The sequence below is a fragment of the Salisediminibacterium halotolerans genome (genome assembly GCF_003814815.1).
GTDB lineage: Bacteria > Bacillota > Bacilli > Bacillales > Salisediminibacteriaceae > Salisediminibacterium > Salisediminibacterium halotolerans.
In genome coordinates this window covers 196214-210894 of sequence record NZ_RKQQ01000001.1, presented here as the reverse complement: position 1 = coordinate 210894, position 14681 = coordinate 196214, and the positions used below count along the sequence as shown (strand labels likewise).

At 46.1% G+C, this 14681-nt stretch carries 12 protein-coding genes; 6 read left to right on the top strand and 6 right to left on the bottom strand.

Annotated elements, in window-relative coordinates; genetic code table 11:
* Window positions 1-49: 49 nt before the first annotated feature.
* On the bottom strand, window positions 50-595 hold the full coding sequence (locus tag EDD67_RS01015; RefSeq protein ID WP_121439331.1) for a prepilin-type N-terminal cleavage/methylation domain-containing protein: 546 nt from the start codon (window positions 593-595) through the stop codon (window positions 50-52).
* A gap of 49 nt (window positions 596-644) precedes the next feature.
* Here EDD67_RS01015 and EDD67_RS01010 point away from each other — a divergent pair, with 49 nt between their 5' ends.
* Window positions 645-1124, top strand: a complete 480-nt coding sequence (locus tag EDD67_RS01010; protein ID WP_158638171.1) for a type IV pilus modification PilV family protein — start codon at window positions 645-647, stop codon at window positions 1122-1124.
* Window positions 1124-1981: a type II secretion system protein gene (locus EDD67_RS01005; protein WP_121439329.1), complete on the top strand. Its 858-nt coding sequence runs from the start codon at window positions 1124-1126 to the stop codon at window positions 1979-1981. The genes EDD67_RS01010 and EDD67_RS01005 overlap by 1 nt, the downstream gene beginning before the upstream one ends.
* A gap of 42 nt (window positions 1982-2023) precedes the next feature.
* On the opposite strand, the gene htpG is transcribed toward EDD67_RS01005, so the two are convergent.
* The 5 genes from htpG to EDD67_RS00980 form a co-directional block, all read right to left on the bottom strand.
* On the bottom strand, window positions 2024-3913 hold the full coding sequence (htpG, locus tag EDD67_RS01000; protein WP_121439328.1) for a molecular chaperone HtpG: 1890 nt from the start codon (window positions 3911-3913) through the stop codon (window positions 2024-2026).
* A gap of 169 nt (window positions 3914-4082) precedes the next feature.
* Window positions 4083-4442 carry a DUF2500 domain-containing protein gene (locus EDD67_RS00995; protein ID WP_162843771.1) on the bottom strand — a complete coding sequence of 120 codons (360 nt, stop codon included), beginning with the start codon at window positions 4440-4442 and terminating at the stop codon, window positions 4083-4085.
* 68 nt (window positions 4443-4510) lie between these two features.
* On the bottom strand, window positions 4511-5245 hold the full coding sequence (locus EDD67_RS00990) for an SIS domain-containing protein (protein ID WP_121439326.1): 735 nt from the start codon (window positions 5243-5245) through the stop codon (window positions 4511-4513).
* 137 nt (window positions 5246-5382) lie between these two features.
* Entirely contained in the window at window positions 5383-5973 is a 591-nt protein-coding gene (locus tag EDD67_RS00985) for a hypothetical protein (RefSeq protein ID WP_093072838.1), read from the bottom strand.
* A 115-nt stretch (window positions 5974-6088) separates the two neighbouring features.
* The gene (locus tag EDD67_RS00980; protein ID WP_121439325.1) at window positions 6089-6610 is read right to left on the bottom strand and encodes a DoxX family protein; all 522 of its coding nucleotides are present in this window, start codon (window positions 6608-6610) and stop codon (window positions 6089-6091) included.
* Between the two features lie 548 nt (window positions 6611-7158).
* On the opposite strand from EDD67_RS00980, the gene ppc reads away from it, so the two are divergent.
* The 4 genes from ppc to EDD67_RS00960 all read left to right on the top strand — a co-directional run bounded on the left by ppc (window position 7159) and on the right by EDD67_RS00960 (window position 14629).
* Window positions 7159-9924 carry a phosphoenolpyruvate carboxylase gene (ppc, locus tag EDD67_RS00975; RefSeq protein WP_121439324.1) on the top strand — a complete coding sequence of 922 codons (2766 nt, stop codon included), beginning with the start codon at window positions 7159-7161 and terminating at the stop codon, window positions 9922-9924.
* Between the two features lie 180 nt (window positions 9925-10104).
* On the top strand, window positions 10105-11592 hold the full coding sequence (putP, locus tag EDD67_RS00970; RefSeq protein ID WP_093072835.1) for a sodium/proline symporter PutP: 1488 nt from the start codon (window positions 10105-10107) through the stop codon (window positions 11590-11592).
* A gap of 181 nt (window positions 11593-11773) precedes the next feature.
* Entirely contained in the window at window positions 11774-12796 is a 1023-nt protein-coding gene (locus EDD67_RS00965; RefSeq protein ID WP_121439323.1) for a BMP family ABC transporter substrate-binding protein, read from the top strand.
* A gap of 18 nt (window positions 12797-12814) precedes the next feature.
* The gene (locus EDD67_RS00960) at window positions 12815-14629 is read left to right on the top strand and encodes a sensor histidine kinase (RefSeq protein WP_121439322.1); all 1815 of its coding nucleotides are present in this window, start codon (window positions 12815-12817) and stop codon (window positions 14627-14629) included.
* The last annotated feature ends 52 nt before the right edge of the window (window positions 14630-14681 follow it).

The following is a 14681-nucleotide window of genomic DNA, read 5'->3' as shown; positions in this document are numbered from 1 at the left end:
ATTTATCTACCCGTTACACTCCGTCTGTGAAACTTGCCGACATTTAGACTCAGTGATTATTACCGAATGCGGGGTTGCCGCCAGAACTGCTTTTCGCTGGCAGGTCGTCCGGCGGAGTGATGTCATCGGCGGTGTTGTCCGGATATAAGGCCGTATCGACATCGTATGTTAAGCCTTGTTCACTGTCGTCAGAACGAAGAGTAAAGGAAATATCAACTGCTTCAGCACTATCGAACTTTGCATCGAAACATGTTCCTTCTTTTTCAAGCGTCATTCCGGCGGTGTCGATTCGAATGTTCTCTAAACTGTAGCGTTCATCATGAAGGGGGACGTCACCGTCACGCAACTGTCCGTCTTCGTAGCAGAGAATCGCTTCTTCAGCTTGATGTTTTTCTTTTAACTCTGAGATAATAATGTTAGCTTCTTGTTTCAGCTGTGTATGATAAGCGGTCGTTTCAGATTGGGTTGACACTTGGAAGACGATCGTCCAAATTAAACCGATAACGATTGTCATAATTGTAAGCGCCGCGAGAAGTTCTAAGAGAGTGGTGCCGCGGCTGTTATGAATTACATTAAGGAATGTTTTAATTCGCATACATATCACCTAGTATCAGTATATCTTATGAAAGACCGGAGTGGTTCTTGTGCAGAAAAAAAACGAGAAAAAATGTCGCAATCAGAATGGCTTTACATTAATTGAAATTTTAGCTGCACTGGTCATTTTAAGTATAATATCGCTCGTTTTTTTTCAGACGCTCGGTCAAACGCTTTTCAGTTCCGAGGAAGTCAGTCATCGGCAAACGGCGATTCATTTGTCGGAATCGATCTTAAATCAGACAGGTGAAAACGATGAACAACTGCCGGACATCACGTTGGGAGAGCGGGAAACGTGGCTTGCACCGGAGGATAGTTTGCCTGGGCTTGATGTGCAAGGGGAGGGAGAGGATCGTTATCTTGTCCGCAACGGGGAGCGGTTTGATCTTGAAGTGGTGCTGGATCGGACGGATGAGCGGCATGAAGAGGGGCTCGTGACAGTGATTGCGCGTGTTGTTCATGAGGAAGAGAATCGTTCGGCGGAGAATGTCCGACTCGTTCGTCTGACAGAAGAAGAGGAGGGGGCATAATGCGAAAGGACTCCGGCTATGCCCTGCTTTTAGTGTTGGCAGCCATTGTGGTAATTGGTCTGCTCGTGCCGCCTTTAATGTCAGCGGTACTTTCCAGCGCTGAGCAAAACGAGCGGCTCGCAGAAGAACACCAGCTTGAACGTGCGTCGGAAGCCGGCGTTGTTTATGTACGCAATTTCAGTGAGAATTTGCAAGAAGAATTGTCGGCCGAACGGGATGAACGTCTCGATGAGGGCGAAGAACCAGAAGATATATTTACAGACTTGTTTGCCGACATTGAAGGAGTGTTTACCGGAGGCGAAATGTTTCGTGACAAGACGTTTCTCCCGGACCAATCATTTACTGAAGCGAACAACTTAGAAAATCATGTGGACGTTACGGATGTCAGTGCAAATTCAGAGCAAACGGCGGTGACGGTCTCGTATGTAAGCCGAGGTGAAAAGGAGGATGCGGAGTCTGTTCATGAACGGGAAGATGAGTACCCCTTTTACCTTTTTGCCGCAGGGGACGACGAGGATAACGGCAATGGTGATTTAGCTGAATGCGAAGAGTTAGAAGAGAGCGGAACGCATCCCGGAGTCGATTGTGTATTGGAAGGAGATTTTTCTTTTGCTGGAGAATACAAATTCACAGGTCAGTCAGAACTCACAATTAACGGTGATGCCTCTTTCGAAGATTTAACGATTCGAGGAGACAATGTGCAAGTGACGGTTGCAGGAAGTTTGACGGCAGAAAATCTCGATATCAATGCTGGTAGACTCGACTTTTTTGGTGAGGAAGAAGATTTCGATGTTGTTAATATTCAACTTAGAGGAAATGGAGAAATTTTCATAAACGGGGAAGCGTATAATCCGTAAAAGCGAGCCGCCTTATAGAAAAGGCGGCTCGAGTTCGTTTGCTTAAAATAATTTGGCGATGTCATTTGTGAAGGAAACCGGATCTTCAACGGACAGACCTTCGATCAAGCGGGCCTGATTGTACAGAAGGTTCGTGTACAGGGCGACTTTTTCTTTGTCGCCGCTGTCGTGGGCATTTTTCAGTTTAGTGAACACATCATGATTAGCGTTGATTTCAAGCACTTTGTCGGCTTCGATGCCTTGGTTTTCCGGCATCATCGCGAGTGTTTTTTCCATTTCGATCGAGATCTCGCCTTCGGCCGTCAAGCAAACCGGATGCGACTTCAGCCGCTTCGATGTGCGGACGTCTTTTACTTTGTCGCCGAGTTCTTCTTGCATCACAGCGAAAAGCTCTTTGTTTTCTTCCGCCTGTTCTTTATCTTCTTCTGTTTCTTCCTCATCATCTAAACCGAGATCGCCGCTTGCGACGTTGCGGAATTCTTTTTCCCCGTAAGACATCATCATTTTTATCGCGAATTCATCAACTTGCTCGGTTAAGAAGAGGATTTCGTAGCCTTTATCGGCAACGCGCTCTGTTTGCGGAAGCTTTGCGATCCGGTCGACAGATTCGCCGGTCGCGTAGTAAATGTACGGCTGGTCTTCCGGCATGCGTTCCAAATATTCCGCCAAGGTGACGAGTTTTTCTTCTTTTGACGAGTAGAAGAGAAGCAGATCTTGCAAGTCGTCTTTATTTTGACCGAAATCTTGGTAGACGCCGTATTTTAGCTGCGGGCCGAATTGTTCAAAGAATTTCTCATAGTTTTCCCGATCGTTTTTCAGCATCGATTTTAATTCATTGCGCACTTTGTTTTTGACGTTTTTGGCAATCGCGCGAAGCTGACGGTCATGCTGGAGCATTTCCCGGGAAATATTCAATGACAGATCTTCCGAATCAACCATGCCTTTGATGAAACTAAAGTAATCCGGAAGCAGATCCGGGCATTTCTCCATAATTAAGACGCCGCTTGAATACAGTTCGAGCCCTTTTTCATATTCTTTTGAATAAAAGTCGAACGGGACGCTGCCGGGAACGTACAAAATTGCATCGTAACGGATCGTACCTTCGACATTGACATGCATGTAACGAAGCGGCGTGTCAAACCCGTAGCGTTTTTCGGTATAGAAGTTATGATAATCTTCTTCGCTCAGGTCGTTTTTATCTTTCTTCCAGATTGGAATCATGTTGTTGATCGTCTGTTCTTCGATTGTATCGATCATTTCTTCTTCGCCTTCAGCAGCATCTTCTTTTTTCTGCTGCACCGTCACATCCAATTTGATCGGATAGCGGATGAAGTCGGAATATTTTTTGATAATTGTGCGCAGCGTATCTTCGTTTAGGAAGTTATCATAGTCTTCGTCTTCGGTGTTGTCCTTTAATTCAATCGTCAGGACTGTTCCGGTTTCGGCTTTTTCCGCCGGTTCAATTGTATAGCCGTCGACACCGTCGGATACCCAGCGGTACGCTTCATTTGATCCGTGCGCTTTCGTTTCTACGGTCACTTTTTTCGCAACCATAAACGCAGAATAAAAACCGACACCAAACTGTCCGATAATATCATGACCGTCTTCAATCTCATTGGCATTTTTAAAGTTCAGCGAGCCGCTCTCCGCGATCGTGCCGAGGTTCGTTTCCAGCTCCTCTTTCGTCATGCCGATGCCGGTATCGGCGATTGTGAGCGTGCGGTTTTCTTCATCACGGCTGATTTTAATGTAAAATTCATCAGCGTTGAATGAAATCGAATCATCTGTCAGTGCTTTGTAATACATTTTATCGATCGCATCGCTGGCGTTCGAAATCAGTTCGCGCAAAAAGACTTCTTTTTGCGAATAGATCGCATTGACCATCAGTTCGAGCAGTCGTTGGGATTCAGCTTGAAATTGCTTTTTTTCCACAGCAAGTCACTCCTTTTCGCATCGTTAATCTCATACGTTAGCACTCGGGGTTTCCGAGTGCTAATCCACTTCATATTTTACGGATTTGTCACGCTGTGTCAACAGATAATCGGTTACGCCTGCAAACAGAAAAGAAAGCCGCCTTTATTAGCGGCTTTCTTAGGGTTGCTTAAACGGTTGTGATTCGTTCGAATGAGTGAAACCGCGTACCTTGGTATGTCAGTTCGCCGGCGTCTCCTTCCGCGTGCGCACCGTATTCGCGGCCGTTCACGTTGAATTCGCTTCGTTCGCCGTCTTCGAATTCAAACGTGAGGAAATAAGACGTTTTTTGCTGTGAGCGCCCGAGTGAGAGGCTGCTCTTTCTCGTTCCGGACGATCGCCCGGTGCGTCTAGTATCTTCGCGCTTTGACATGAGTTTAGCATTGGCGGTTTTAACAGGCTGTTTGTTGTTTTTCGACCATTCCATCAGCCAGCGGATGGCTGAAACAGATGAGACAGCTAAAATGATCACAGCAACGATTGGAAGCAAACTCTCGATAATTTTCCCTCCCAAGTCAGTATTGGTTGAAGGGTACTATATTATTGGTCCGGGCGCAATCAGCGCAGGAGCGGAATTCGCTCCTTATACGCTTCGATTAACTGCCGGTTTCGTTCATCAGCGCCGTCGATATTGCCGCTTTTTAACACCGGCGCTATTTCTCCTCTGTCTGCCAATGCCCGAATCGTTTCAGCCATTAAAGACTGCATAATAGCAACACCGATTAATGTTGATGTCGGTCCGAACGGCACATCAACATCGGGGTGCGTGAGTGCCGCGTCTCCAGCTTCGCTGTAATTATCAATCGCCGTATCGACAACGTCTGTCAGCTTGTAACCGTCTTGGTGCCGCGACGACTGACTTGCTGAATAGACGAGCGACGTGATCCCGACAACGTAAGCGCCTTTGTTTTTAGCATATAGCGCGGCATCGACAGGAACGGGATTTCGTCCTGAGGTTGAACTGACGATCAGAACATCTTCCGGACGGATATCGGCCTCCTTCATAAATGTGTCTGCGTAATCGTTTTTACGCTCGAAGTCCGATGAACGCAATGCGCCTTCATGAAGCATTAACGGCTCATGCAAAATCGGTGACACGGGCACTAAGCCGCCTGCGCGGTAGAAAACTTCTTCGGCGAGGATATGCGAATGACCGGCACCGAAAATATGAATAATCCCGCCGTTATCAATCGCATCCGCGAGTTTTTCCCCAAGCCCGCTGAAATTTTCGGGCTGTTCATTTTTTAACCGCTCGAGTTTTTCCTGAGCACTGCTGATGTAATTTGTAAGCATAGGCACCTCCAGTTTAGTGTAACGTCTCCGTTGAATATATTATAGCGCTTTTAAATATAGTCGTCTATACCAGATCGATTTTTGTGAAAATAAAAAACACTTGTGTTCATAGGTTTCGAACACAAGTGTTAGCTTATTTATTCTTCGATCGTGCTTCGGTGGTAGTAAATGCCGTCTTTAATTTTGACGAGGTCGGTGCGCGGAGTGCCGTAAAAGAATTCGAGCTGGTTGCGCGACAGAATCACAACGTCTTTCGGGCCGGATTCAGCAGGTTTGCCGCCGTCATCGACAGTCACCTCATACGCCTGGTAACCGAAGATAATCAGTAAGAGCGGATTGAAGTAATACATATTGATTTGTAAAGACAATACAAACAACAAAACCATAATGAGTAAGAACGTGATCGTTTCGGCTGCTGAAGTGAAATTAACATTTAAGATCGGAAGCAAGTAAGAGACGACATACGACGTGAACAAACGGTCTTTGATCGGCCGGGGACTGTAGATTGTCCGGTCAATGTGCGGGTTTTTTGTATTTTTGTCATGGTCGAACAATCCTTGATAACTGCGCCAAAATGTATAAACAACCACCAAGGAGAGAATCATAAACAGTGTTCCAAACATCGTCCAGGAAAGCTGAAGATCTTCATAGAGACGAATGAGCGCAATATAAAAAACAGGGGAATACGAACTGATAAATAAGTTTAACTTGAGGTGCAGGGTTGACATCACAATACCGCCCTTCGAACTGCCAGTCTGATTATTAACTTGCTTCTATTACCCTGATATTCGTTTCGCTAAACAAAAAACAAGCTCCCGGGATGCCGGAAGCCTGTTTTTTAAATTATGCAGCTGATTTGTCAGATTGCTGGTCTTTTGGTGTCATTTTGCCTTTGAATACTTTGCTGCGAAGGTAAGGGATTACCCAGCGGTCGCCGCCGAATTTGCCGGCATTGTAACCTGCAGCCAAGATGAAGAAGCTGAGAAGCAGCAACCAAGGGTTCGACGAAACTGTACCTGCAAACATGAAGGCAAAGTTCATTGTGACGCCGAAGAAAGCAGCGGCTGTTGTGAGAACACCGACGATTAAGCCGAGTCCGACGAGTACTTCGCCCCAAGCAACCATGAAGCTGAACAATTCTGCGTTTGGTGCGGCAAAGTTTTCAAGAAAGGCGTGATACGTCGGGTAACCTTCAGCAACTTCTTCACTTCCGATTGCACCTTGGATAAATCCGCTTGCGTCAAACGGTTCGGCTCCGAATGCTTTATCCCAGCCTGCGGTGAGCCATTGCCAACCTAAGTAAACCCGGACGACTGTCAAAATAGCGGCGGCGATACTGTTGTTTCTTAAGAAATCCATAAACATGATTACATTCCTCCTAAAGAATGATTTTTATTTTTTGTCAGCGACCACATCGTTTTCAGCTGCTAATGAATGATAAGTGCGATTTCACGGTGAAAAACTTGCCGTTTGTTTGTTAGTGGTCACTAACTATCTTTCTTGACTTAAGTATAAAACATCAACAAGGGCTGTGAACGGTATAAAAGTGAAGAAGTTGTTAAGGGTTCGTGTCCAATTTGTGACGAACTGGAAAAAGAGCTTTGCAATCGAGAAAGCAAACGATTCGATTACTTCTATTTTTCGTTTGAATAAACTGTTTTAATGCTTGACGGGGATATTCGCCAAGGCCGATCATCTGGAGTAATTGACGAAATTGTATGAAAAAAATTGCTTTGCAAGGTGACTTTTTGGTAGCATATTATTATATAACTTTTCATCGAGGGATTTTTTTAGCGCGAGCGGGACATACGTAAAGGTTGCGGGACTTAAAATGCCCCGCTGTGAACACGGGTCCTGTATATTTTTAACGGTTCGACTGCGAACAGGATCGGCCGTATAAGGAGGTTTTTTTGATGGAAATCAAAAGACAAGACGAACATCACTATATGCTGCGCAAGGATGTCAACAGACTGGGTACTATCCTTGGTCAAGTGTTAAAAGAGCACGGCGGCGAGGAGCTATTTAATGAGGTTGAAGAAATACGGGAAATGACGAAAGAACTTCGCCGCAATCACAATGATGCCGACCATAAAAAACTGAAAGAAAAGGTTCACCATTTGCAGTCGCCGATGCGTAAAGATGTCATCCGCGCCTTCTCGATTTATTTTTATTTAGTGAATATCGCAGAGCAGAATCACCGGATCCGGCGTTCGCGCAGTTACCGTCTTAAACGCGGTGAAAACGTCCAGCCGAGTTCGATTGAAGCTTCGGTGAAATCGGTGAAAGAAGCCGGTTATTCAAAAGATATTTTGCAAAAAGTTCTCGATGATTCTTCAATTGAATTGATCATTACTGCTCACCCGACTGAAGCGACTAAACGGACGATTTTAGAAATCCAAAAACGCATTTCATCGATTTTACAGCAGCAGGACAATATGTATTTGACAGAAAAAGAGTGGAACGACTTAGATGAAAGTCTTGTTAATGAAGTAACGGCGCTTTGGCAAACGGATGAGCTGCGGCACCGCAAGCCGACGGTGATTGATGAAGTGAAAAACGGTTTGTACTATTTTGATCAGACGCTGTTTGACGTTTTGCCGGCTGTTCATCAAGAGCTGGAAGAACAGTTCGAAGAATATTATCCGAATGAAGAAATTACCGTGCCGAACTTTATTCATTTCGGTTCCTGGATTGGCGGCGACCGCGACGGGAACCCTTTTGTCACAACGGATGTGACGTGGCAGACGCTGAACTTGCAGCGTGATCTCGTCTTGCGTAAATACGACGAAGCGCTGACTGAACTGATGAAACGATTCAGTCAATCGACGACCCGCGTGGATGTAGATCCGGAATTCATTTCAGCGATGGAAAAGTATGAAAAAGAATACTTGCGCAAAAATGATACGTGGCCGATCGGCGCGGAAGTATACCGGCGTTATTTTCAAGTGGTGCTTAAGCGGCTTGCTCAAGTCGGCAAAGGTAAAATCGGTTATGATGATCCGGAAGAATTGCTGGAAGATTTGCGGTTTTTACGCAAACATGTGTTAAGGCACCAGATGTCTGGGCAAAAACTGAAAAAATTAAACAAGGTGATCCGGCAAGTTGAATTATTCGGGTTTCACTTGGCGACATTGGATATTCGCAATCACAGCGGTGAACATGAAACGGCGTTAACGGAAATGCTCCGGGTTGTTCATATGACAGAAGATTACTCATCACTGTCTGAAGATGAAAAAATCGATATGCTCCAAGGCGTGTTGAAAGACCCGCGTCCGCTTATGCTGTTAAATGAAGACTATTCAAAAGAAACGCAAAATATTTTTAATGTCTTCAAAACAATTAAAGCAGCTCATGATGAATTCGGGCCGCGTTCGATTGACGTGTACCTTGTCAGTATGACGCAGTCGGCCAGCGATTTACTTGAAGTGCTCGTGCTGGCTAAAGAAGCGGGCATTTACCGTTTGCATGCCGACGGATCGGTTGAAAGCAACCTTAATGTAGCGCCGCTGTTGGAAACGGTCGAGGATTTAATCGCCGGTCCGAAAATTATGAAACGTCTGTTTGAACTTGACGTATACCGCGATCATTTGACACGGCGAAACAATCACCAAGAGATTATGCTCGGCTATTCAGACGGAAGCAAAGACGGCGGCACGCTTACAGCGAACTGGAAGCTATTTAACGCGCAGCTGGAAATTCATAATATGGCGCGCGAGTACGATGTGCGCTTGAAGTTTTTCCACGGGCGCGGCGGCTCGCTCGGCCGCGGCGGCGGTCCGCTGAATCGCGCGATTGCCTCGCAGCCCGGTGAAACGCTTGGCGACGGTGTTAAAATTACTGAGCAAGGCGAGGTGCTGTCATCCCGTTACTTGCTCGGAGATATTGCATTTCGCAACTTAGAACAAGCGGCTTCCGCTTTGCTGAGCTCTTCAGCACGAGTGTATGCCACCCCGGGTGAAGGCTGTGACGTGCGGCAAACGGTCTGGGAAGAAGCGATGGAAGAGATTTCTGAACAGTCGCTGAAAAAATATCAAGGACTTGTTTTTGGCGACAAAGATTTCTTGACCTACTTTAAACAGACGACACCGCTAAACGAATTAAAAGAACTCAATATCGGCTCGCGCCCAATGAGCCGCAAAGGAAGCGAACGGTTTGAAGACTTACGGGCGATCCCTTGGGTGTTTGCCTGGACACAGTGCCGGCAAATGCTCCCGGCTTGGTATGCAGCAGGCACAGGCTTGGCATCTTTTGCCGAAAAAGGCGAAGAAAATGTCAAACTGCTGCAGGAAATGTATGAAAACTGGCCGTTTTTCCAATCGACGATCAACAATCTGCAAATGGCGCTTATGAAAGCAGATATGTTTACGGCCAAGGAGTACGTGAATTTAGTTAAAGATGAAGAAATCGGCCAGCGGATTTTCGCAGATATCCAAGATGAGTTCGAACGGACAAAAGAGATGCTTCTGTTAATTTCGAAGAGTGAGCGGCTGTTGGACTATACACCGAACATTCAAGACTCGGTTCACTTAAGAAATCCGTACGTCGATCCGCTTAACTATTTGCAAGTTGATTTGATTCAAAAGATGCGCGAAGAAAACGGCGATCATTCCGATGAATTGATGACAGAAGTGCTGCTCACGATCAGCGGTGTTGCAGCGGGACTGTTGAATACAGGCTGATAAAAAAGACGCTCCGTGTTTTGGGGCGTCTTTTTTTGCCAAAAATCGCTCTTCAAAATATTCAGAAAAAGAAGTATAATAAAGCTAATCACGTACGAAAGGAGGAGGGACGAAGCGTCTATACAAATCGAATACGATTCGCTTGAAAACTGAGCGGTCTGTTCAAAGGAGGGAAACGTTGTGGTCGAAAACTTAACGCCGATTTTAACAACATTTGTTATTTATTTAATCGGTATGATGGTTCTTGGGTTGATCGCTTATCGGATGACGGACACACTCTCAGACTATGTACTCGGGGGCAGACGGCTCGGAGCCGGGGTAGCGGCGTTGTCGGCCGGAGCTTCGGACATGAGCAGCTGGCTATTGCTCGGTTTGCCGGGTGCGCTTTATTTAAGCGGACTCGTTGAATCCTGGATTGCGATCGGACTGGCGGTCGGTGCGGTAATCAACTGGATGCTTGTCGCCGGGAGACTGCGTGCGTACACGGAAGTGGCGAATGATTCGATTACCCTTCCGGATTTTTTCGAAAATCGGTTTAATGATACGTCGCGTTCGTTGCGGATCGTATCAGCGCTTGCCCTGCTCGTCTTCTTCACATTTTATACTTCTTCCGGTCTTGTCGGCGGAGCGGTGCTGTTTGAAAGCACCTTTGGCATCGATCAGCAGCTCGCGCTTTATATCGGTGCGCTGATTATTATCGGATACACATTTTTGGGCGGTTTTTTAGCCGTCAGCTGGACGGACTTTGTCCAAGGGATTTTAATGTTTTTAGCTTTAATCATCATTCCTATTTGGGCGATTATGGAGTTGGGCGGGATCGGCCCGACGTTCGATCAAGTGCGTGCGGTTGACCCGCAAAACTTAGAACTGTTTGGCGGGGTCGGCGCGATCGGGATTATTTCACTTCTCGGCTGGGGACTCGGTTATTTCGGCCAGCCGCATATCATCGTCCGATTTATGTCGATTAAATCGATGAAAGAGCTGCCAAAAGCGCAAGGCATCGGGATCACTTGGGTAATTTTATCGATGACCGGTGCTGTTATGACCGGTCTGGTCGGGATTGCTTACTTTGCCGATGCACCGCTTGATAACCATGAGACGGTCTTTCTTATGTTTACGCAAGCGCTCTTTCACCCTGTCATTGCCGGGATCTTGCTGGCGGCCGTTTTAGCTGCGATTATGAGCACGATTGACTCACAGCTGCTTGTATCATCTTCGGCGTTAGCTGAAGATATTTACAAAGGATTCATCCGTAAAAACGCTGACCAAAAAGAACTTGTCCTTGTCGGGCGTTTAGGGGTGCTGACAATCGCTGTGATCGCATTAATCCTCGCACAGGACCCGGACAGCACGGTGCTTGAGCTCGTCAGCTACGCTTGGGCCGGACTCGGTGCGACATTTGGACCGGTGGTCGTGTTCAGTTTATTCTGGAAGCGGATGACCCGGGGCGGAGCCCTAGCCGGACTGATCTCCGGCGCGTTGACCGTATGGATTTGGGTGACGTTTTTGCAAACAGATGCCGGTTTCTTCTCGCTTTATGAACTCGTCGTCGGCTTTGTCGTGTCATCGATTATGATTGTCGTGTTCAGTTTGCTCAGCAAACCGCCGGAAAAAGCGGTGTTGGACACATTCGAAAAAGCCCGCGCTATGGCGAAGGGCAAAGAGTAAAGATAGCAAAAGAGCCAGTCTTTATACCTGGCTCTTTTTGCTTGTTTTAAGCGATTAATTCGTTTAACGCTTTAAAGCAACTTTAATTATGCTCATAGACCCTAGGACTATTTTTAGGTATCATTAAGTCAACACAACGTTCAGTTCGAAAACGGCAAGAGCACGAGAAGGAGGGTCGTGATTGGAGGAAAAAAAACGTCAGCCGAGAATTATACTGATTGTTTCAATCATTGTTGCGGCAGGTCTGATGGCGACTCTTCTACAACGGGCATATCCGCTTTTGACAGAAACCGTATCAGAAAATGCGGCTCAAGAAGAAAATCATCCGACGCGTGTCAGTGTACTGACGTCCGATGTGATTGCCGATCAAAGCTGGGGAAGCTTAGCCTACAAAGGCAAGCTGCAAATCGAAGAATCGTTCAATGCGACCGTCACTTTGCATACAGAAATCTCAGGAGAAATAGATAAAATCAACAAAGTCCACGAAATAATCGATGAAGAAGAGCCGGAGCTTGTGATCGGCCACGGCAAAGAATTTTCCGATCCGTTTGGGTATGTCGCTGAACGGTATCAAGACAAGCACTTTGTCACGATTCAAGGGCACGCGTCCGGTGAAAACACGGCTGCATACACATTAGATGAAGGCCCGGCGGAATTTCTTGCGGCCTATGCCGCTGTGCAAAAGTCAGAGACAGGCCGGATTGGTTTTCTCGAACCTGAAGTTGAACAAGAAAGGGAACGTTACTTTGCTAAAGGAATCGATCATTATGGTCCTGAAGTGGAATTATTTACAGAATTTATTCCCGGGCGTAACAACGGGGAAGCGGCAGTGTCAAAATTGGATGAGTTGACTGCGAAAGGTGTCGATGTCATCTACTCGAAAGGCAATGCGTATAACCAGCATGTGATCGAATATGCGGCTGAGCATGATGTTTATGTCATCGGTTATATCGAAGACCAAGCGTATATGGCGGAAAATTCGGTCCTTACAAGTGTAGTCAAACGAATCCCGTTGGCGTATAATCGAATTATGGAAGATCATTACAGTTCTGAAGGCATTCAATCGGGCACCCACACCTTGACTTTCGAAGATGACATTTATGACTTGGCTGAACTGGGACCGATGTTTTCTGCTGACGAGCGAGAGCAGTTTCAAAAAGAATATCAACACATGCACGACGGCGAGCTGCCAGTTAAGCCGTGAAGATAGAAAGGATTAATTATGAAATTGTTGCTTCAACAGATGACGTTTCGAAGTAAAATATTAATTATTTTTTTGGCATTGACCGTTTTACTGATGACGTTTTCGGTTTTTCTTATCCGCGGGATTGATCAGATGAATCAAACCGGCAACCAAATTGCCGAAGAAGACGTCCCGGAACTGATTTGGGTCTATCATTACGAGGAACAGTTAAATGTCCGTGAGTACATGGTGAGTCACGCGAAAGATAATTTTTTCTGCTGTGATTTTGCCGATACATACGAGAACTATATTGATCAGTCTGCTGACGATCTCCGTGATAATATGCCGGAGAAACCGGAGACGATTGAGACGATCGAGCACCAGATTGAGGCGCTCGACTTTCTTATTTTAAACCATATCCGCGGATTGATTCGTTTTAGCGGACCAACTGCAGCCGAGACGTTTGTTGAAGAAGAGTACAACCCGCAGCTGGAGGAAATCAACAGAGATTTGCAAGCTTATCAGGAGCGGTTAACCCGGTCTATGAGCACTTACAGCGAAGACTTGTCAGCGATTATAACGCAGTCAGTCATTGCTCTGCTCGTTTTGACATCCGTTGCAATTTGCATCGCATTTTCGGTATCGTACAGATTAAGTGCCAGTCTTACGCAGCCGATTGAAGAGATGGAAGAAAAATTAGCATCGATCGCACGCGGCCATTACGGGGAAACATTAGAGGAAAACGATCAAATCGAGTTATCCTCGCTTACCCGTTCGATTAACGAGATGTCTTTAACCTTGCAAGAATCGTTTCAGCAGATTGTCCATGACAAAAAATACCGGGAACAAATTCTTGATTCGCTGCCAGTCGGTGTGATCACCTACAATCAGCGCGATAACGATTTTACGCTGAACTCAGCTGCGATTGATTATTTAAAAGAAGATGAACAGACAGTCAAAGAGCAAATCTTGTGTAAAAAAGGGCACGATCAAGACAACACGGCTTTTTGGCAAAAGATCAGTTCGGAAGAGCTTTTTTCCAATGAGAAAATTCTCTTTCAAAAAGATGGAGAAACCCGCAGTTTGCTTGTATCTAAAGCTGCACTGTCCGATCATGACAGCGTGTTCGGCTACATCTACTATTTTGTTGATATTACAGAAACGGATGAACTGGAACAAAGAATGAAGCAAACTGAAAAGCTTGCCGCGGTCGGTGCTCTGGCAGCCGGAGCTGCGCATGAAATCCGCAATCCATTGGCGGTGATTGACGGTTTCATTTCCTTAATCGACCAGACGCTTCCTGATGAAGAAAAAAGCGAGTTTCACCTCCCTTTGCTTCACAAAGAACTGGCGCGAATCGATGCGATTATCGAAGAAATGCTGATGCTCGCCAAACCGAGTTCGCCGAAAATCAGCGACGTAAATATCCAAGACATTGTTGCTGAGATTATGCCGCTGATCACGAAATCAGAAATATTCCGCGGTGTTGCCTTTAAGGTAGATGTCGATACGGTCGGTGTTCAAACCGACGCGGAACAGCTGAAGCAAGTGATCTATAATCTTCTTGTTAATGCCGGGGAAGCACTGGAAGGGGCCGGAACGGTAAGGATTTATTCAGATGTCAGCCCGACAGTTTATCAGCTGTTTATTTGCGATGACGGTCTGGGGATTCCTGAAGATATCCGAAAAAATTTGTTCTATCCGTTTGAAACGTCAAAAGCAAACGGAACCGGACTCGGTCTGCCGATCGCCCAGCGCATTTTACAAAACCATGGCGGCGATCTCCGATTGTATGAGACTTCTCCAGAAGGCACCTGTTTCGTGCTCGAACTTCCGTTGAAATCCTCTGCTTAAAAAGCCTGCCCGTAGGGAGCAGGTTCATTGTAGACAAATTATTATTTTGACG

Excerpts from the sequence above, each read along its gene's own strand:
- EDD67_RS01015 (WP_121439331.1), bottom strand. The coding sequence starts at position 595 with ATGCGAATTAAAACATTCCTTAATGTAATTCATAACAGCCGCGGCACC.
- EDD67_RS01005 (WP_121439329.1), top strand. The coding sequence starts at position 1,124 with ATGCGAAAGGACTCCGGCTATGCCCTGCTTTTAGTGTTGGCAGCCATT.
- EDD67_RS00990 (WP_121439326.1), bottom strand. The coding sequence starts at position 5,245 with ATGCTTACAAATTACATCAGCAGTGCTCAGGAAAAACTCGAGCGGTTA.
- EDD67_RS00985 (WP_093072838.1), bottom strand. The coding sequence starts at position 5,973 with ATGTCAACCCTGCACCTCAAGTTAAACTTATTTATCAGTTCGTATTCC.
- EDD67_RS00980 (WP_121439325.1), bottom strand. The coding sequence starts at position 6,610 with ATGTTTATGGATTTCTTAAGAAACAACAGTATCGCCGCCGCTATTTTG.
- ppc (WP_121439324.1), top strand. The coding sequence starts at position 7,159 with ATGGAAATCAAAAGACAAGACGAACATCACTATATGCTGCGCAAGGAT.
- EDD67_RS00960 (WP_121439322.1), top strand. The coding sequence starts at position 12,815 with ATGAAATTGTTGCTTCAACAGATGACGTTTCGAAGTAAAATATTAATT.